A 20,531-nucleotide genomic window follows, 5' to 3' on the forward strand; every position below is an offset into this window, starting at 1 on the left:
GAGCGCATGCGATCACGGTGGGCAAGGATGCTGGCTTGCGGAGCGGCGGCGGTGCTCGCCCTTTCTCCGGCGCTCGCGCAGGAGGCGGCGACAACCCGCGAACGTGAAGCACTACCTCCGCGCGCCGCGAACCGGTCCGTCCAACGCGATCTGCTCTCGGTGCTGGAACCGATTAAGCGCATAGACTCAGGCATGTTCCGGCAACTTCGCGGCGTCGGCCTCACCACTAAACCGTTCGGAACGGAGTTTGATGGGCTTTGTCGACGTGACGCGGTGACCCTATGGTATGCCGCAACCGAAACGACGGCGAAGCCGGAGGATGCGCCGCTGCGCCCCTACAGTGTCGAAGCGCAGGCGTGGTTCCACATCGTCCGCCTACCGCGCCAGGCATTGCAAGATGCGCGAACGGGTGAGGGTGTCTGGCAGGCGGAGTGCGCGTCGGTGGGCAACAGCGAGGAAACGGATTGGTTCGCGGCGAAGGACGCGCAAACTGCCGTTCAAGGTGCGCTGATGCTGAAGGAAGCAGTCGAGGCCGTGCGTTCAGGGAAGCTGAAAGCCGAGCCGTGCCTAAACATCATCGACGCGAAGAAATCGACCTGCGAAGCGGCGATCCTCGCAGATGCCGATATCTCGAAGATCGACAGTGTGGAGGCTTGCTCAGCGGATGCGAAGATGCTGTGCTATGTTGTGGACCTTGGATCATCGACAAAGCTGACGATCAAAGGACGAGCGTCAGAAGGCTCGCTCGTTCCAAGCGCGATAACGTCCATTGCCATCGAACAATATATAATCGTCACCTAGCATCCGGCAGATGACCACTGGGATCGAAAGCCGACATTCCGCTGTCCTACACGGGTGCGCTTCTGATACGTCCGAATCGGCCGCGCGCCGGCTTCCTTGAACCGTCGAGACATCCGGCATTTCGCAGCGGAATCTCCCCGACCAAAGGTGACAGATAGAGCGCGGTGCCGTGCACCTTTGTTACCTTTGGGGTTGCGGACATACGGAGCCGCGTCTCCCGCCGCCACTTTATCGCCCCGAACATGCGACTCGCGTTTGCCCGGCTTTTGCGTATCCTCGCGATCAGGGGGTGCCGATGTGGACGAGCGAGACGCGCGGGGGCGCTTTGGTCGGGCGGGCCAGTGGCCGCATCGACGAGCTGCATTGGGAGGCGTTCGCTGAGGCACTGAAGACGGCAGTCGAAACCGCGCGCGCCGGCGGCCTCGGCCGGCTGGTGGTCGATCTGTCGCAGGTCGACTATATGTCTTCGCGCGGGCTGAGAGCGCTGACGCTCGGCAAGCGGGAGGCGGATGGGGCCGGGGTGCCGGTGGTGCTCGCCGCGCCCAATGAGCTGGTTCGCGAGATTCTAGCGATCAGCCGCTACGACAAGATTTTCGCGGTCGCCGATACGGTCGACGGGGCGCTGGAGAGCTGAACGTGCTGGCGCGCTTCTGGGGAACCCGCGGCTCGCTGCCGGTAGCGCTGAAGGCCGATGCGTTGGCGGACAAGCTCGCTCGGGCGTTGGTGGTGGCGGACGGTCGCCGGTTCGGCGACGAGGCGGAGGCGCGGGCGTTCCTCGATGCCGAAGTGTCGTTTTCGGGGCGCGCGACCTATGGCGGCGCAACGAGCTGCGTCGAGCTGGAGACGGGCGCGGCGGCTTTCTTCGTCTGCGACATGGGCAGCGGTCTGCGGGAGTTCGGGCTGGACGCGATGAAGCGTTGCGGCGGTGGCCATCCCCGCAAATACAATATCTTCCTGTCCCATCTCCATTGGGACCATATCATGGGCTTTCCATTCTTCGTGCCGGCGTTCGACCCCGGCGCGGAGATCGTGATCCATGCCTGCCATGCCGATGCCGAAGAGGCGATCCGGCGGCAGCAGGAGGAGATTTCCTTCCCGGTCGCGTTCGACTGGCTGCGCGCGCAAATCCGCTTCGAGACGATGGAGCCGGGCCGCAGCTATGACGTCGACGGCGTGCAGGTGGTGGCGATGGCGCAGCACCACAGCCACACCAGCTATGGCTATCGCTTCACGGACGGGCACGGCCGCAGCATCGTGTACAGCACCGACAGCGAGCACAAGACCGACCAGATGGACGCGGAGGACGCGTTCGTCGCGTTCTTCCGGGGCAGCGACCTGGTCATTTGCGACACCATGTATTCGCTGGCCGACACCGTGTCGCTGAAAGAGGATTGGGGGCATTCGAGCAACGTCGTCGCGGTCGATCTTTGCCACGCGGCGGAAGCGCGGCGGCTGGTGCTGTTCCACCACGAGCCGACCTATCGCGACGAGGATATCGAGCGGATGCACCGCGAGACGATCCGTTACGAGGAGCTGACCCGCGAGGGAGCGGCGCTCGACGTGCTGTGCGCCTATGACGGGCTCGAAATCCGCGTCTGAGCCGATGGACCGTCGCCGGATGCGGCGGGGCGGGCTGGTGGCGGCGGTGATCGCGGCGGTGCTGCTGCTGGCGATGGGCGACGCGCTCAGGCGGCCGCTGTTCGACGGCTGGCAGAGGCTCAGCCCGCGCGATCTCTCCGATACCAAGGTGCGCGTGGTGCTGATCGACGCCGAGAGCCTCAAGGCGCTGGGGCCGTGGCCCTGGTCGCGCTTTCACTTGGCCAAGCTAACGCAGGAGATCGCCGGGCGAGGCGCGGTCGCGATCGGGTACGACGTGCTGTTCGCGGAACCGGACCGGCTGGGGCCGAAGCAGATCGCCGGCCTTTATCCCGAGCTGCCCGCTGCCGCAGTGCAGGGGCTGCCGTCGCCGGACCAGGCATTCGCGCAGATCATCGGGGAAGCACCGGTGGTGCTCGCACGCACCGGCACGGCCGAGGCGGGCGGCACGGCGGCGCTTCCGGTCGATGCGTCGCTGCCGCGCAGGCTGCCGGACGGGTTCCTCCATTTTCCGCGCGTGATCGGCGCGATCCCGGAGCTCGATGACGTCGCGGCTGGGCACGGGCTGATCAACGCCGAGCCGGGCGGTGACGGCATCTATCGCGGCCTGCCGCTGCTGGCGACGGTCGGGGCGCACACGGCGCCGGGGCTGGCGATCGAAGTGGCGCGGGTAGCGATGGGAGCGAGCGCGATCGGGTTCGATGGGCGGGCGGTGCGGCTGGGCGACTGGAGCTTGCCGGTCGACCGCCACGGCGAGATGCGGCTGCGCTTCGGGCATTTCCCCGAAAGCCGGATGATCTCGGCAGTCGATCTGATCCGGCGCAACCCGGCACTGTCGCTCAGGGGCACGGCGGTGCTGATCGGCTTGTCCTCGGCAGGCACGGTCGATGTCGCGGCGACGCCGATCGATCGCAAAATCTATGGCGTGCTGGTCCAGGCGCAGGCGGTGGACGCGATCCTGCGCGGATCGGGCTGGCTGGAACGGCCGCGCTGGGCCTGGGCGGCGGAATGGGGCGCGGCGGCGCTGATCGTGGTGTTGGCGCTGTGGCTGGTGCCTCGGCGTGGCGCTGCGAGCTTGCTGGTGCCGTTCGCGTCGGGCGCGATGCTCGGCGCGGCGTGGCTGGCGTTCGATCGCTGGTCGCTGTTGCTCGATCCGATCCCGCAAGTCGCGCTTTCGTCCGCCGCGGCCATCGGCATCGGGCTTTCGGCCGCGGCGCAGACAAGGCGGGAGCGCGAACGGCTGCGCGAGGCTTTGGTCGAGGAGCGGGTGAGCGCCGCCGCGAATGAAGCGGAGCTGGAAGCGGCGCGGTCGATCCAGCAGGCGATGCTGCCACGCGCCGAGGCGCTGGCGAAGCTCGACCCGCGCGTGGAGATCGCGGCGCTGTTGGAGCCGGCACGCTCGGTGGGCGGCGACTTTTTCGATGTTGTTCGGCTCGATGCCGACCGGGTCGCCTTCGCGATTGCCGACGTGACAGGCAAGGGCGTGCCCGCATCGCTGTTCATGGCGCTGTCCAAGGCGCTCGCCAAAAGCGCGATGCTGCGCGAGCCGCTGCCGGCGCTGGCGCCGACGATCCAGGCGGAGCTGTCGCGCGACGCGCCGGACGAAATGGGCCTGACGATGCTGATCGGCGTGCTCGACTGCGCATCGGGCGAGGTGCGGCTTATCAATGCAGGGCATGAAAACCCGTTCGTGCTGCGCGCGGGCGACGCCGAGGACGTCGCGATGGAAGGCGGGCCCCCTTTCTGCGTGGTTGATTTCCCCTGGCCGGTCGAGCGGCTGCAGCTTGCGCCCGGTGAGACGCTGCTGCTGCTGACCGACGGCGTCACCGAGGCGCAGGATGCGGAGGGGCGCATCTTCGGTCGCGGGCGCTTGGCTAAGGCGATCGCGGGGAGCGCTGCGCCGCACGACCTAGTCGCCGGAGTGTTGGCGCAGGTCCGCGCCTTCGAAGCGGGAACGGAAGCGAGCGACGATCTGACGCTGCTCGCGATCCGCTATCTCGGCTAGCGGACGGTCACCACCACGCGGCGGTTGCGCGGTTCTTCGACATTGTCGTCGGTCGGGACAAGCGGATCGCGCTCGCCCCGGCCGACCGCAACGAGGTTCTCGCGGGCCACACCGCGATCGATAAATTGGGCCAGGACCGTATCCGCCCGCTTCTGCGACAGCGCGTCGTTATCGTCGTCGGTGCCTTTGCGATCGGTATAGCCGGTGATCTGGATCTCGGCCCCCGGCCTTTTCGCCACCTCTGCGAGCAGGCTGTCCAGCGCGGCTTGCGAATCCGGCATGATCCGGGTCTCCGCTTCGTCATAGTAAAGCGTCACTTCGAACGGCTTGGGCGGCAGGCTGCCGACCAGCGCGACGGAGCGTTTGGGGAGGCGCTTTTCAGAGAGCACGCGCGAGGCCGGACGGTATGCGAGCCGCGTCCGGCTGTTGGCCTGGTCGATCACATAATCCTGCGGTTTGCCCTTGCGCTCCAGCACGGCAACCTTGCCCTGGCTCGGATGTGGGTCTTCGTCTGGCAGGAGCAGCACCGACGGGCCCGCACAGGCGCCCAGCATCAGCAATGCGGCGGCGGCGACGCCCCTCAAGGGACGTTCACCACGAAGCGGGTGCCGCGTACGCCCAGCACCGTTGTTGGCGTGCGGACCTTCATCGCATCCTGGCCGGATTTGGCGATCTGTCCGGAAACGATGGCCAGCGAGCCGCGATTCACCTGCGCCTCGAACTGGCCCCGCTGCGTCTTGCGGTCGAACAGGAACTGCCGGACCGAGACGTTGCTGTTGGGCCCAAGGGCAAAGCGCGTGTTGTCGATGAACGTCATCGCCATGCGGCCGTCGCGCTTGGTGAGCAGCACGTCCTGCGGTTCGAGCGGGAGGCCGGGCTTGGCCGGCGTCTGCGTCTTCCCGCGCACGACGAACGCGGCGCCGGTGCTGCTTTTCACCCGCCCGATCTCGGCGAGCGCGGGGGCGCTGGCCGCTATGCACATCAGCAGGATCGCCGAGCCGAATCTCATGCGTAGCTCCCCCTTTGCCGATTCTGGTGCATAGACCAAAGAATGGCAGCGCGCGACTCCGCTCCAGTGACGCTACGCTTTGCACCGCCGCTCGTGCTGCGCGAAGTGTTGGCGCTGACCATCGAAGCTTGCCGCCAACTGCCCCTGCAGCCGTTTGACGAGGGGCGGCTGGCGATCGTCGTGGAGGAACTTCTCGCCAATTTATTCGAGCATGGCGGGCTGGGGGCCAATGGACGGCTGGAGCTGTCGCTGGAGCTTCGACCAGACTCTGTGCACGTCATGATTTACGACAGCGCACGGGCGTTCGATCCGGCCGATGCGCCCGAGCACGGCAAAATGCCGGAGCGGGGCGGCGGCGCAGGTCTCGCTATCGTCCGGCGCTGGGCCAATATTCTGTCCTATGAGCCGGGGCCGCCGCTCAACCGGTTGATTTTGGCGCTGCCGCTGAGCTCCGGCCCCCTCACCTAACACTCTGCACTCAGGCCGCTATCTCACCCTTCTGCAACGACACGTTTTGAGCCGTTCCCTCGTGAAAACCCCAAGGTGAACAGAAGTTTAGGATTGCGTAACCATCCCCGATCGGGTGATATGGGATCAAGCGCCACAAGGCGCATGTGACTCCGGGACGGGCGCTCCGGGATCCGAGAATAAAATAGGGGGAACTCGGGTGGGCGCCACGCTTCATCTCGCGCGTGCGGGATTCGTCAGTCTATTTCTATCTGCGTCGGCTGCGGCGCTGGCGCAGACCAGTCCGGTCGCGCCACCGACCCGCGAGGAAATGACGCCGCCGGCGCCGAGCGCGCCGCCTGCCACCCGCGTCCAAGTCGAAGGCGGCATTGAACGTTCTCCCTGTCCGCTCGACGATCCCGCCTACAAGGATGTGAAGGTCACGGTCCGGGAGGCGGTGTTCAACAACCTGAAGGGCGTGTCGGCGGAGGAGCTTGAGCCCTATTACCGCGACTATCTCGGCCAGGAGCGGCCGATCAGCGTGGTGTGCGAAATCCGCGACGCCGCCGCCACAGTGCTTCGCCGCAAGGGGTATCTGGCCGCCGTCCAGGTGCCGACGCAGAAGATCGAGAGTGGCCAGGTCCGCTTCGAGGTGCTCTACGCGAAGCTGGTCGCGGTGCGCGTGCGCGGCGATGCGGGGCATGCCGAAGGGCTGATCCAGTCGTACCTGGAGCCGCTGACCAGGCAGGAAGTGTTCAACCGGATCGAAGCCGAGCGCTATCTGCTGCTGGTCCGCGACCTGCCGGGATACGAAGTGCGGCTGACGCTCCGCCCTGCCGGCACCGGCGCGGGCGAACTGGTCGGCGACGTGACCGTGGTGCGCACGCCTTATCTGATCGACCTCAACATCCAGAATCTTGCGGCGCACGACACCGGCCCCTGGGGCGGACAGCTTCGCGCGCAGTTCTTCGGCCTGACCGGGCTTGGCGACCGCACGAGCATCGCATTCTACTCGACAGCCGATTTCAAGGAGCAGCAGATCCTGCAGCTCGCCCATGATTTCCGGCTGGGCGGCGAAGGGCTGACGCTCGGCGGGCGGTTCAATTACGCCTGGACGCGGCCCGACATTGCTCCGTTGACCGCCGGCGGGCCAAAGCCCGACGTCAGCGCGCGCACGCTCTTCGCCAATGCCGAGGCGAGCTATCCGTTCATCCGGCGCCAGGCGAGCAACATCCGCGGCGCGGTGGGACTCGATTTCGTCAACCAGAATGTCCGCTTTGCCGGCGCTCCACTGACGCGCGACCGGCTGCGCGTCGGGTATCTGCGCCTGGACCTGGACGCGACCGATCCGACGATCGGCGCGGTGCCGTCCTGGCGGCTGGGCGGCAGCATCGAGCTGCGCCACGGCTTCGACATCTTCGATGCGTCGGAGCGCGGTATCGTCGCCGGGCGCACGCCGCAGAGCCGGGCGAGCGGCGATGCGACCGGCACCGTCCTCCGCGCGCAGGCGACCGGCGAAGTGCAGGTCGCGCCGAATGTCGGCTTCTCGCTCAGCCCGCGCGCGCAATATGCGTTCGATCCGATGCTGAGCTTCGAGCAGTTTTCGGGCGGCAACTATACGGTCGGGCGCGGCTACGATCCCGGCACGATCATCGGCGATAGCGGCGTCGGCCTGTCCGCCGAGCTGAAGATCAACCAATGGGCGCCGTTCACCGGCAAGGAGATCGCGCTCCAGCCCTTCGTGTTCGTCGACACCGCCTGGGTGTGGCTGAAGAACCAGCCCGACACGCGCAACAATCTGACCTCGGTCGGCGGCGGCGTGCGTGCGAGCCTGTTCAACCGCGCCCGGCTGGACATGACGCTGGCCGTGCCGACCAAGGCCGCAGGCTTCCAGACCGGCCGCGGCGACGTCCGCTTTCTCGTCACTCTCACCACCAAGCTGCTGCCGTGAGGAGCGCTGTCATGCTCATTCGTCCCAAGAGCCATCTGCTCCGTCGGTGCATCACCGGCACCTCCGCGATCGCGCTGGCGACGGCGCTGGCGACGCCCGCCCATGCGCAGCTTTCGTACAACGCGCCCGATCCCGTGGTGCGATCGGGCAACGTGACGTTCAGCCGCGGCGTCACGCCTGGCGTCGAAACGTACAACGTGAACTCTTCGACCGCCGTCCTAGACTTCACGCCCAATGACGCGGCCATCGGCGGAGGGCCGATCGGCTTCCAGAACGCCGGCACCACGGCGACCTATCAGTCCAATTCCAATTTCACCGTCCTGAACCGCATCGTCGCGGCCGATCAAAGCCGCCCGATCCAGTTCGACGGCACGGTCAAGAGTCAGATCGTCAATCCCGCGACCGGGCTGGGGACGCCCGGTGGTGCGGTGTGGTTCTTCAGCCCCGGGGGCGTGATCCTGGGTCCAAACGCGTCTTTCGACGTGGGCAGCCTGTTGCTGTCGACCGGCGATCCGACCGGCGGCACGGGCACGATCGGCTCGACGACCAGCTTCACGCTGAACAGCGCGGCGGGCAGCAATGCGGCGGTCACGCTCAATCCGGGCGCGCGGATCACAGCGTCGCCGGAAGGCAGTTACGTCGCGCTCGTCGCGCCGGTCATCAATCAGGGCGGCAACGTGCGGGTGAACGGCTCGGCCGCCTATGTCGCGGCAGAGCAGGCGACACTGTCGATCAACCAGGGCCTGTTCGACATCAGTGTGGCGGTCGGGTCGGACGGCGGCGGCACGCCGCTGACGCACAATGGTTCGACCGGCGGTCCGTCGAGCACGGGCCCGGGCGACAATCACGGCATCTACATGGTCGCCGTGCCGAAGAACACGGCGATCACGATGTTGATTTCGCCGAACGATCAGCTCGGCTTCGACACCGCCGCGTCGGCGTCGATAGAGAATGGCGTGATCTATCTGCAGTCCGGCAGCGGGATCAGTACGCCTGCGACGACCGGGCCGCTGGCGGCGCGCATCCCGCAACTGCCGGTCGCGCCGTTCGACTCGAACATCAGGATCATGGCCGGCAACGTGACCTCGCGGCTGATCGCGCAGGCAGCATCCGACGTGACCTTGCTGCCTGATGTGAACACACGTTCGCTCACGCTGGCGCAGGACGCGCTGCTGTTTGGCGGACGGACTGCGTCGCTCGAATCCTTCGGCAACGACACGATCAATGCGGCCGGCAACCTCACCTTCTTCTCGGTCGGGCCGACGACGCCCGGAACGGTCCAGATGACCATCGCCGGCGGCGACACGGTGACGGTCGCCGGTGCGCTCGAAGCCTATACCGACCGGTTCGCGGGCCGCACGCTTCCGGCCAACTATCCGTCGGACGGCGGGCTTTCGAACATCGTGATCGGGGGCGGCACGCTGAACGCAGGCAGCGTGCGGGTCTCGGCCGATGAATCGTATCTCGCGGGCTCTCCGCAGGCGTCGAACAAGGGCGGGCAGGCACAGATCATCGTGCAGAGTGGCGGCACGCTGAACGTCACCAGCAATCTCGACATTTCCGCGCGCGGGCTGAGCGAAGGCCAGGCGACAGGCGGAAGCGCCGGCATTTTCGTCGATGGCGGTACGGTCAAGGTGGGCGGCGCTTACAGCGCTACCGCCGACGCCGTGGGCGCGCAGGTTACGGCGGGGTCTGCCAACTTCACGCACCAGTCAAAGGGCGGCAGCGCCTTCCTGTCGATCGGCGCGAACGGCTCGGACGTTCAGGTCACGGGCGCCATCTCGCTTTCTACAAAGGCGACGGGCAGCACGGTCGATCCGCTCGTCGGCGGCTTGGGAGGGGCGGCAAACGGCGGCAACTCCTCCATCATCGCCGGTCCCGTCTCTGCCGGAACCAGCAGTATCAAGGCCGGCTCCGTGTCGCTCGTCTCGGGCGCGACCGCGGGCAGCGCGGGGGCGACGGCGCAGCTTGCGACCGGTGGCAATGCGGTTGGCGGGACGTCCGCCATAGCATTGGTGACGAACTCGTCCCTGACCGTCAGCGGCGCGATGACGGTCGACTCGCGCGCGGTCGGCGGCAATGGCGGCAACGGCGGTGGTGGCGGCTCCGCGACGGGTGGCGCCGTTTCGACCATCCTGCAGGGCGGCAATATCAGCTTCGGCGCAGGCACTCTTTCGCTCGCGGTGACCGGCGGCCGCGGCAGCACGGGGCCCGCCGGGACAGCGGCGGGCGCGGGCGGCGCGGCGCTGCTGGGCGGAGGAGCCGGCTTCAACGTCACCAGCAGCGGCGTCGCCACGGGCACGTCGCTCACCATCTTCAACGAAGCTTTCGGCGGCAACGGTGGCCTGATTGGACCCGGGACAGCACCTGGCGCGGGCGGCGTTGCGGCAACGACCTTCGTCGGCGTTTTCATTGATACCGGCGGCCAGCTGACGCTCACGCAAAACCTCAGCGGCGACACCGAAAGCTTCGGGGGCGACGCGGGCGGCGGGACCAATGCGGCGAGCCAGAGCGGCGGGGCCAGCCAGTCAGGCTCGCTGACGATCAACGTCCAGAACGGCAGCCTGACGGCTTCGCGCTTGTCCTTGGACACCGAATCCTTTGGCGGCGACGGGTTCACCGGCGGCAATGCGATCGGCGGCAACCTGAACATCCAGACCGGCGCCAGCGGGACGATCACTGCGGCCAATGGCTATTCGCTCGACACGGAAACGTTCGGCGGCTCGGGCGCCAACATTGGCGGAACCGGCGGCCAAAGCCTCAGCGGCGCGATCTCGATCGACAGCAGCGGCGTCATGACGCTGGGCGGCATTACGGCCGACACCGAGTCCTTCGGCGGCGACGGCTTCACCGCGGGCGACGCGGTCTCGAGCAATCTCACATTGTCGACCGCGGCGACTGGCCGCATCGTCATTTCGTCGGGATCGATCTCGCTCGACACGCTGTCCTTCGGCGGCAACGCGAATGCGGGCGGCTCGGGCGGCAAGGCCACTTCGGCATTGGCCAGCATCTTCAATCAGGGCACATTCGATTCTTCCGCGACGTCTGTCAGCATCGACTCCAGCGCCTTTGGCGGCGACGTCAATGGCGGCGCCAGCGGCATCGGTGGCGCGGCGCTTCCCGGCACGGCCAGCATCGTCCAGAGCGGCGGCACGATGATCTTCCGCAGCGCGGTCCAGCTTACGGCGACCGGCCATGGCGGCAACGGATCGGGCGCGATCGGCGGCGGCGGCGGCGCGGCCAATGGCGGCACAGCGCAAGTCTTCGCGAACTCCGGTGCGCTCACGATCGGCGATCTGGACATGGAAGCGCGCGCGGTCGGCGGCACCGCGGGCTCGGGCGACGCGAATAGTGCAGGCGGCAATGGCGGGGCGGCGCTCAGCGGCGGCGGCATTGACGTCAGCGCCAACGGCGCCGGCGTGCTGACGATCGCGTCGCTATTTGCCGATGCCTCGGCGACGGGAGGCATAGGCGGTTCCGGATTCAACAACACCGGCCTTGCCGGATCGGGCGGCGCCGCGTTCTCGTCGCGGATCGGGTTCGGCGCCAACAATGGCGGTCAACTCAACTCGACGGGCCTGGTCAATCTCGTCAACACCGCACGGGGCGGTGTGACGGGCATCGGCATCGGCCAGGCGGGCACGACCGGCGGCGCCGCAACGTCCGGCAGGATTGACGTCTTCGCCAACGGCGGCGGCAAGGTTCAGGCGCTGACGCTCCTGGCTCGCACCGAAGCAGATGGCGGCGATGGAATCGCGACAGGTTCGGATGGCGGCGACGCGACGGGCGGCACTGTAAATTTCGGTCCCGACACGAACAGCACGCTCACGCTGACGAGCACCAGCGGCAACGCGATCAGCATCATCACTACCTCATTCGGCGGCGACAATAGCGGCGGGGGCGACAAGGTTGCCGGGTTCGGCAAGGCCGGCGACGTCAACATGTTCGCCAACGGATCGCTCCAGGCCGGGGCCGGGGGAAGCGCCTTGATCGAAGCCCGGGGCGTGGGCGGCGACTATACGGCGCTGGACGCTGCAGGCGTCGCCGGCGCCGGGTTTGGCGGCAATGCGCAGCTGAACGTCAACAGGGGCGATGCGAGCTTCGGCGCATTCAGCATGGACGCCGGCGGCTTCGGCGGCAGCGCGGCAGGCGCCGGCACAGGCGCACTGGGCCGCGGCGGCCATGCGAGACTTTCGACGAACGGCGTGTTTGCCGGCGGGGGCAATGGCGGCAACACGCTGAGCTTTGCAAGCACGGTCAGTCTGAACGTCGATGGGTTCGGCGGATCGTCGAACACCGGACTTGGCGGGCTTGGCCAAGGCGGCGCCTCGACGCTCGGCGGCGGCATTGAAATCCATTCGCTTGGCGGCACGATCACCTTCAAGCAAAGCGTAGATCTGGAGACGCGCGGATCGGGCGGTTCGGGCAGCGGCGCGGGCGGTGGCAACGGCTTCGGCGGCACGGCCAATGTGATCGCGTTCGGCGGGAAGATCGACCTGCAACAGTCGCTGCTGGGAAGCGCATCCGGCTTTGGCGGCGATGCGACGGAAGTCGGCGTGACCGGCGTGGGCGGCGTCGGTACCGGTGGAACGATCGGCGTCTTCACGCAGCGGGGCGCCGCCGGCGTGCCGGCGGCCACGCCGACGAGCCTTTCGCTCAACAGCGTCCAATTTCAGGCGGACGGTTTCGGCGGCTCCGGCGTGGCCGCAGGCGGAGGCGGGGTTGGGGGAACCGCGCAGGTCACCGCGCAGGGCGCACCCATTTCTGTGGTCGACAGCATATTCGTGCAGGCGAACGGAACGGGCGGCAGCTATTCGGGAACCGGCACGGCCAATGCAGGGCGTGGCCAGGGCGGCCTGGCGCTTGTGTCCGCTCAAACCGGCGGCGCGCTCAGCATCGCGGACCGGGTCGAGGCGCGGGCGACAGGCACGGGCGGGTCGGCGAGCGCCGCCAATGGCGGCAGCGCCGGCGACGGTTTCGGCGGAACGGCGCAATTCGCGAGCTTCGGTCCGGCGGGTTCCAGTCGGAACACAGTCAACATCGTCGGCAACCTGCTGCTTGATGCAAGCGGCGAGGGTGGATCGGGCGGCGACAAGTCGACCGTGGGAGGCCGGGGGGCGGGCGGCGGCGCGGTCGACCGCAATGGCAACGCGATCGGGACCGGAACGGGCGCTTTGGTCATCGGCAATTTTGGCGACGTCACTCTCGGCAACTCAGTCGAGATCGAGGTCTCGGGCCGGGGAGGCGCCGGCTCGGCGGCGGGCGGTGACGGCTTTGGCGGTCTCGGCCTCATCGATTCCGTGGCCGGCACGATCACGATGGCCGCAACCAGCCCCACATTCATCGACGCGGCTGGCGAGGGGGGTGACGCGTTCAACGCCTCGATCGGCGGCCGCGGCGGCAATGGCTATGGCGGCTCGGGCGGCATTCACAGCCGGTCCGGAGCGGCGACCGTCAACCCGTCGAGCACGCCGTCCCGGATCACGCTCGGCGCCGTGAGCATCAGCATGACTGGCCAAGGCGGAGCGGCAGGCACGGGCGCCCCGGGCCAAGTGGGCGGCATCGGTGGCGACGGCTTTGGTGGCAATTCCGCAGTCTATGCAGAGGCTGGGCGCGGCCACCTCGTGCTGGGCGACCTCAACGTTCTCATGGCCGGCGTTGGCGGCGCGGGCGGCACCGGCGGCGCGGCGGACGTGAATGGCGTCGGCGGCGCGGGTGGTGTCGGCGGCATCGGCACCGGCGGCTTCGCAGCCAACACTGGTACGATCAGCGGACCTGACACGCCCGAAAACAGCGGCAACACGATCTTCGGCAACGTGACGCTGAGCGCCTTCGGCTTCGGCGGCGTCGGTGGCGACGGCACGGCGGGCGGCGTCGGCGGCGCGGGCGGAGCCGGTGTCGGCGGCCAGGCGAACTTGCTCGTGCGCGGCTCGCCGGTCACTGCCGGCAACGTCAATGCGATGGCGAGCGCGGCGGGCGGAAGCGGCGGCGCGGGCTCGACCCAGGGAGCGGCCGGCGGCTCAACGGGCGGCGTGGCGGGGCTGCTCGTCACCAATCGCTTTCAGCGCACGGAACGGGGCGCGCTCACGGCAACGAATGTCAGCGGATCGGCCTTTGCGTTCGGCGATCCCACCAACAAGGCGGTCCCAAACGTCGCTGGCGCTGTCGATATCGAATTCGTCAACTCCGACGCGACGCTCGACACCTTGTCATTCGCCGCCAGTGGCCGCGACAAGCCGACCGTCATTCCCGCCTCGATCGTCTCGCTCGACAACAGCAACGTGACAGTGCGCAATGGAACCGAGCTGTCGATCGTGGGCGACCTTTCGCTCAACGCATTCAACAATGCGGTCTTCCGCACCAACAGCCTGTTCCTCGACGTGACCGGCTCTCTGGTGCCGCCGGCCGCCGGGGCGGCGACGCCGGGCCTGCTCGACATCGCCACCGATTTCAACGCGAACTTCGGCGGCGATTTCGTGACCCTCGCCAGCTTCAACGTGAACGGCTCGGTGTCGATCGAAGCCGGCGGCGCGCTTCAGACCGGCGACATCACCGCGGGTGACGCCGTATCGCTGCAAGGCGGCAAGAGCATCACGGTCGGCAAGGTCGCGGCGGCGCACGACGTCTCGCTTCAGTCGGGCGGCGCGATCACGGCGGGCGACATTGCTGGCGGCAATGGTCAGCCGTTCGGAAACATCGCGCTGACGGCGGGCGGCAACATAGCCGTCGGCAATATGACAGCGGCGGACAGCATCGTCGCGAGCGCAGGCGGCAGCTTGACCGCCGGCAAAGTGACGGCTGCTCTCGGAGATCCGTCCGAGGTCTCGGGCGAGGTTAGTCTCTCCGCGGCAGGCGCGATTAGCCTCGGCGACATCCAGGCCGCGTCCGTCGATATTTTCGTGTTCGATTCGCTGACGCTGAACCTCGACAAGAGTTTCAACGTCGCCGCCGGATCGCCCGCCTTTTACGTCATTGGCGACGATTTCGTCCTGCCTGCCGATTTCACCAACGCGGTGCTGACGATCTCCGATCTCAACTTCGATGATCGCGGCACGGTGCTGCTGAACGGGAAGCTCGTCGACAGTGCCGGCATCTTCGCGCCGGGCAGCGGCAGTTTCGTCTTTTCCCCGACCGGGCCGAACGACCCGTTCAACTTCCCTGTGGCTAACGGGCCCCGGAACACGGTCATTTCCACGGGATTCGTGCCGGGCGCGAACTCACTGAAACTGCTCGTGAACGACACCAACAACGGCATCTTCGGCAACATCCTCCCAGCCGTGAATATTTCGGGCGGCAGCATTGCGGCCACGGTCACCTTCAGCCGCGGTTCGGTAACGCCAGCGCCGATCCAGACCGGCGCGATCTCGGCCGAGCGGGTAACGATCACCGGCAAGGCCGACATCACGACCGGCAATCTGAAGGCCGCCGATCTTTACGCCGGCATCTCCACGGACGACGATTTCCTCGTCGGCATCGCCACGAACGGCAATATCCGGACCGGCAGCATCTCCAGCCTCGAATATGTTGGGCTCGAATCGGTGATGGGAAGCATCACGACCGGCGCCATCGACATGGGCAAGAGCGCGCTGCTGCTCGCCAAGACGAACGTCTCCACCGGAGCGATCACGGGAGGGATGGGCGCGAACAACGACGTCTTCGTCTCCAATAGCAGCATCGTGGACAGCAATCCGGCGTTCGCAGATCTGAAGCTGGACACGATCTTCAGCGACCTGGGCAATTTCGATCCGGCAGTCCTGAGCACCGCGACCCCGGTAAGGCTGGACGGCAGGTTCGTCGCTTCCGGCGCGATCACGACCGGGGGCTTCGCGGGCGCTGCGACCGGCGGGTTCCAGACCGGTAGCATCACGGCGCCGAATCGCCTGTTGCTCGACAGCGGCGCAGGATTGTCGCTCGGCGACCTTGCGACAAACGGAGCACTGAGCTTGAACGCCAGCGGAGCGCTGACGACCGGCAATCTGACGGCGAACACGGTCAATCTGAAAGCAACGCAGGGTGTCACGACCCGGGCAATCACGGCGGCAGGTGCAGTGACGGTCACGGCAGGCACACTTGCGAGCTTTGGCGGCGTGGTGAGCGCGCCGCAGATCACGGTGAGCTCGGCCGACCTGCAGCTCGATGCCGCGGGCGCTCCTGGAACCCTGGGCACCGCCAGCACCAGCCAGCTTACCCTGAACGTCACCAACACGCTTCCAGTGACGTTCGGCGGCAGCGCGGCGGGGGCCGGCTACACGATCACTGGCACCGAAGCGCAGGGGCTGCGTGCGCAGAATGTCTCGCTCGTCACATCGGACCCGATCACGCCGATCTTCATGGACAGCGTCAATCTGAGTGGAGCGGACATCGGTGCGCTCAGGATCAAGGGCGGTTCGATCACCGTGAATGGCGCCTTCACGCTCGCCAACGCGGCCGCAAGCAATCGGGTGACGTTGGACTCCAACGACACGATCAGCGTGGTGACGGATCGCGGCGGCGCGTTGGCGCTGACCGGCAGCTCGTCCAATCCGGGCACGCTGACCCTCATCGGCAACACGATCGTCGTCGGCACCCGGACCGTGCTGAGCCAGCTCGGCGCCACCAACCGCGCCGATTTGCTCGCTGCGCCGTCGGGCCCCACGCCGGTGCCGGAGGGTTTTGTCCGCGCGGGTCGTCTGGAGTTCCAGGCGTCGAGTCTGCTTGCGATCCAGAACAGCGGCTCGGCGACGCAGTACGCCGGGTTCAGCGCGGGCTCGGGCGGGATGCAGGTGAGCAACCGCCAGGACACGACCCCGCTTGCCGTGCTGATCTTCGGGCGGGCGGCCGACGCTTCTGGCAATTTCAAGACGAACAACGACACACTCGCGCTCGTCAACTTCGGATCGGCAACTCCTGGTGGCACGAAGAATCTCACCGCCGACTCTGCAGTAAACACTTGTCTGGTCTCGACCGGTTGCGGCACGGTTTCACCGCCGCCAGCCGGCGAAGGGCCGCTTCCGCCACCACAGGAGATCGTGATCGACCGTATCCCGGCGGCGATCGCGGACACGGTGGAAGGAGCGCTCTCCAGCGCGGCCGATCCTGAAAAAGTCGCGGCGCTGCCGACCGTCACGCTGATCACGACGATCGACGCCGGACAGCTTCGCACCGAGCCGGTGATTTCGGACCCGGTCTCCGGCGGCGGCAACCCGAGCCTGTGGGAAAGCCCCGAAGATCAGGACGAACGGCAACGCGACCGCCCCGCGCCCTCGAAGGGAGGCGACCAATGAGCAAGGCATCCCTCGTCGCCATCGCCGCAACGGCTGCCGCTCTCGCCCAGCCGGCCTCGGCTGCCGCGCCTGAACGGCTGAGCATTCAGGAAAGCTTCCGCATCGGCAACGCCGGGGTGCGCTGCACGGCGCAGCTTCGCCCGCTCGACCCGAAGCTGAAAAGCATGTTCGACCGCGGCTATGCGATCGTGTGCCGCGACGCGGCGGCTCCGGTCGGGTTCCTCTACGAACTGAAGGGCGGCGACCAGGCGCGATTGGCGGAAGCGGACCGGCGCTGCGACGCGCCCACGGCAGCCGACGTGCCGGGCGTGACCGGAGCCAAAGTTCAGGAGTGCGAGGGGAGCGATATGCTCCGCTACCGCACTTACACCGTGGCGCGGGGCGATGCGCTCTACGCCTCCCAAGGGCTGTCGGGCTATGATTCCGCCCTGAAACTCGGGCTGGCGAGCATCGTGACCGACCGGCCAGTTGCGGGCGAAGTCCAGGTCGCGGTGACGGCTGCGGGCGATCCAGCGGCTTTCGCACGCGTCCAGGCCGGCGCGCTGGACCCGGACGGCGCGCTCTCCGAAGCCTATGCGCGCAACAATGCCGGCAACTACGCCGAGGCGGCCGAATTCTTCCAGACGCTGTACGACCGTACCGTCGGCGGCACCGATTCGAGCAAGGCCACGGAATATCTGGTCAACCAGGGCCTGCAGCAGTCCAATCTCGGCAATATGCCGGCGGCCGACGATGCCTTCACCCAGGCGGAGGCGCGGGGCGCTGGGGACAGCCCCATCGCCGGCCGATTGCTGCGCAATTACCGCGCGATCCACCAGATGAACCAGCGCCGGCCGCGGCAGGCGCTGCAAGAGCTCGACCGCAAGGTCGCCGCCGTCGATCGCTACGCGACGGAGTCGGTCGTCGGCGCCGAGATCACGCCGCGCCTTGCCGAAGAGATCAATCGCGCGAACGCGTCGCTCAATCGTACCCAGGGGCTGGATTCGCGGCTGACGCAGTATGAGCGCGCGCAGATCCTCGACGCGCAGGCCGAGCAATTGCGCGGCGTCGCGCTGCGCATGCAGCGGCGTTATCCGGAAGCGCTGCAGGCGCTCGAGCGGGCCGACCAGGCACTGGCGTCGGTGCGGCAGGGCCGTGTCGTCTCGACGGCGTTCATGCGGTCCGAGGCAATCGGCGAAGCGGCGCTGATCCGGGAGACCACCGGCAATCCCGGCGCGGCGGAAGCGTCGTTCAAGAATGCGATCGGGCTGCTGGAAATCAGCTATCCCGACTCCGCCTCGCTGCTGCAGGCGCGGAGCCGACTAGCTGCGTTCTACGCGCGGCAGGGGCGGGCCGACGAGGCCATGAAGCTCTACCAGCAGGTGGTGGCCGATAGCGAGCAGGTGTCCGGCGCCGCGGCGGCGGTGCGCCAGGCGCTGGCGCCGTATTTCGCGCTGCTCGCCCAGCGTTCGGCATCCGATCCCGCCGCGGCATCGGCGATGTTCGCGGCGAACCAGGTCTTCGTCCGTCCCGGCGTCGCGCAAACTCAGGCCGTGCTCGCTCGTGAGCTGTCGGAAGGCGACGACGAAGCCGCGATGCTGTTTCGCGAGGCGGTCAACCAGTCGCGCGAAGTCGTGCGTCAGACGGGCGAGATTTCGATGCTCGCCGCAGCCAATCCGGCGGACGGATCGGACGCCGCCAAGATGCTCGCTGCCGCGCGCACCCGGCTTGCGGATCTGGAGAAGGAGCAGACGGCGCTTCAGGCCAAGCTCAGCAAATATCCGCGCTACAAGGTACTGTCGCCGCAGACGCTGACCTTGGCCGACCTTCAGAAGACGCTGAAGCCCGGCGAGGCCTATTACCAGCTCCGGCTTGTCGGCGAGGACGCCTATGCGGTGTTCGCGACGCCGCAGCGGACGCAAGCGATCAAGCTCACCACGACCGCGGCGCAGCTCGGCGAAGCGGTCGCCAAGCTGCGCGACACGATCGTCAGCGTGGACAATGGCCAGCTTGTCACCTTGCCGTTCGACGTGGTGCGGGCGCGCCAGCTTTACCGGACGATGTTCGATCCGCTCGGGCCCGATGCGCTGAAGGGCGTCACGCATCTGGTCGTCGAGCCGGACGGGCCGCTACTCCAGCTTCCGCCCACTCTCCTCGTCACCGATCAGACCGGCGTCGACGCCTATCTGGCGCGGACCGCAAAGAAAGACGCCGACAAATTCGATATGCGCGGCATCGCCTGGCTCGGCCGCGATCGCGAAGTGACGACGGCCGTGTCGGCGCGGTCGTTCACCGATGTGCGCCAGATCGCGCCGTCGAACGGCAAGCGCGCCTATCTCGGCCTGGGCGAGAATGCGCCGCCGTTCACCGCTGCGAGCTTCCTGTCGACGGGCGGCCCCGCGCGCGGCGATTGCGACTGGCCACTCGAAACCTGGAGTCATCCGATCTCCTCGGCCGAGCTGCAGTTTGCGCGAACCGCGATGGGCGGCCGGCAATCGACGGTGCTCACGGGTTCCGATTTCTCGGACACCGCTATCGAGAAATTGCCGGACCTGCGGGATTATCGCGTGCTGCACTTTGCGACCCACGGCCTGGTGACGGCGCCGCGGCCGCAATGCCCGGCGCGTCCGGCGCTGCTCACCTCCTTCGGCGGCCCCAATTCGGACGGGCTGCTGAGCTTCAAGGAAGTTTTCGATCTGAAGCTGGATGCCGATTATGTGATCCTGTCCGCCTGCGACACGGCGGGGATGGCGACGGTCAAGGCGACGCGCGAGGCCGGCGTCGAGACGGGCGGCAATTACGCATTGGACGGTCTGGTCCGCGCCTTTGTCGGTGCCGGGGCACGCGGCGTGATCGCGAGCCATTGGCCGGTGCCCGACGATTACGACGCCACCAAGCGGCTGATCACCGGCCTGTTCAGCGCGCCGCCGGGGACGCCCGCCGGTCAGGCGCTTCGGGAAGCGCAGGTGAAGCTGATGGACGATGCGAACACCTCGCACCCCTATTATTGGGCGGCGTTCGCGATCGTCGGCGATGCGGAGCGGCCGTTGCTGCAGAAATAGCGGCAGCGGCGTTCGCTCAGTCCGCTTCGCTCATACCGAGGCTATCGCGCACGGCCGATTCGAGCTCGTGCGGGCGGAAGGGCTTCGGCAGATAGATCGTGTCGGGCAGTCGCTTTCCGGTGCTTGGAAAGCCAGAGATGTAGATGACGGGAAGGTCGGGCTTGAGCGCCCGCGCCAGCTCCGCGACTTCCCAGCCGCTGATCCCGCCCAATCGGATATCGGTGATCAGCAGATCGATGGCCGAAGGGGAAAAGGCATCGAGCGCCTCTTCCCCGCTCGCCGCTTCGACCGGTTCCAGTCCCAGGCCATCGACGCAATCCGCCATCACCATTCGGATGAACGGCTCGTCGTCCACACACAACACGCGCCCCTTCGCCACGCCTCGCGCCCCTTTTCGGCTGGCTTCGATACTCTTTTC

The 20,531-nt window shown here is 67.4% G+C and carries 11 protein-coding genes; 8 read left to right on the forward strand and 3 right to left on the reverse strand.

Annotated features, from left to right (window positions below):
• Window positions 1-51: 51 nt before the first annotated feature.
• The 4 genes from ACFSCW_RS08175 (at window position 52) to ACFSCW_RS08190 (ending at window position 4,402) form a co-directional block, all read left to right on the forward strand.
• Window positions 52-801 carry a hypothetical protein gene (locus ACFSCW_RS08175; RefSeq protein ID WP_380888353.1) on the forward strand — a complete coding sequence of 250 codons (750 nt, stop codon included), beginning with the start codon at window positions 52-54 and terminating at the stop codon, window positions 799-801.
• A gap of 295 nt (window positions 802-1,096) precedes the next feature.
• The gene (locus ACFSCW_RS08180; RefSeq protein WP_380888354.1) at window positions 1,097-1,435 is read left to right on the forward strand and encodes an STAS domain-containing protein; all 339 of its coding nucleotides are present in this window, start codon (window positions 1,097-1,099) and stop codon (window positions 1,433-1,435) included.
• A gap of 2 nt (window positions 1,436-1,437) precedes the next feature.
• Complete coding sequence (locus tag ACFSCW_RS08185; RefSeq protein WP_380888355.1) at window positions 1,438-2,400, forward strand: MBL fold metallo-hydrolase; 963 nt, start codon at window positions 1,438-1,440, stop codon at window positions 2,398-2,400.
• Window positions 2,401-2,404: 4 nt separating this feature from the next.
• On the forward strand, window positions 2,405-4,402 hold the full coding sequence (locus tag ACFSCW_RS08190; RefSeq protein WP_380888356.1) for a CHASE2 domain-containing protein: 1,998 nt from the start codon (window positions 2,405-2,407) through the stop codon (window positions 4,400-4,402).
• On the opposite strand, the gene ACFSCW_RS08195 is transcribed toward ACFSCW_RS08190, so the two are convergent.
• Both ACFSCW_RS08195 and ACFSCW_RS08200 read right to left on the reverse strand, forming a co-directional pair.
• Window positions 4,399-4,986: an OmpA family protein gene (locus ACFSCW_RS08195; RefSeq protein WP_380888357.1), complete on the reverse strand. Its 588-nt coding sequence runs from the start codon at window positions 4,984-4,986 to the stop codon at window positions 4,399-4,401. The genes ACFSCW_RS08190 and ACFSCW_RS08195 overlap by 4 nt on opposite strands.
• Window positions 4,983-5,411: a FecR family protein gene (locus ACFSCW_RS08200; RefSeq protein WP_380888358.1), complete on the reverse strand. Its 429-nt coding sequence runs from the start codon at window positions 5,409-5,411 to the stop codon at window positions 4,983-4,985. Before ACFSCW_RS08200 ends, ACFSCW_RS08195 begins: the two co-directional genes overlap by 4 nt.
• 42 nt (window positions 5,412-5,453) lie before the next feature.
• Here ACFSCW_RS08200 and ACFSCW_RS08205 point away from each other — a divergent pair, with 42 nt between their 5' ends.
• The 4 genes from ACFSCW_RS08205 (at window position 5,454) to ACFSCW_RS08220 (ending at window position 20,113) form a co-directional block, all read left to right on the forward strand.
• Window positions 5,454-5,879, forward strand: a complete 426-nt coding sequence (locus tag ACFSCW_RS08205) for an ATP-binding protein (protein WP_380888359.1) — start codon at window positions 5,454-5,456, stop codon at window positions 5,877-5,879.
• Between the two features lie 199 nt (window positions 5,880-6,078).
• On the forward strand, window positions 6,079-7,809 hold the full coding sequence (locus ACFSCW_RS08210) for a ShlB/FhaC/HecB family hemolysin secretion/activation protein (RefSeq protein ID WP_380888360.1): 1,731 nt from the start codon (window positions 6,079-6,081) through the stop codon (window positions 7,807-7,809).
• Between the two features lie 11 nt (window positions 7,810-7,820).
• Entirely contained in the window at window positions 7,821-17,072 is a 9,252-nt protein-coding gene (locus ACFSCW_RS08215; RefSeq protein ID WP_380888361.1) for a beta strand repeat-containing protein, read from the forward strand.
• Window positions 17,069-20,113, forward strand: a complete 3,045-nt coding sequence (locus tag ACFSCW_RS08220) for a CHAT domain-containing protein (protein WP_380888362.1) — start codon at window positions 17,069-17,071, stop codon at window positions 20,111-20,113. The genes ACFSCW_RS08215 and ACFSCW_RS08220 overlap by 4 nt, the downstream gene beginning before the upstream one ends.
• 16 nt (window positions 20,114-20,129) lie before the next feature.
• Here the strand turns inward: ACFSCW_RS08220 and ACFSCW_RS08225 are convergent, their stop codons facing one another.
• Window positions 20,130-20,492, reverse strand: coding sequence for a response regulator (locus ACFSCW_RS08225; protein ID WP_380888363.1), 363 nt, complete (start codon window positions 20,490-20,492; stop codon window positions 20,130-20,132).
• Window positions 20,493-20,531 lie beyond the last annotated feature (39 nt).

Source organism: Sphingomonas tabacisoli, from assembly GCF_042678385.1.
GTDB lineage: Bacteria > Pseudomonadota > Alphaproteobacteria > Sphingomonadales > Sphingomonadaceae > Sphingomonas_B > Sphingomonas_B tabacisoli.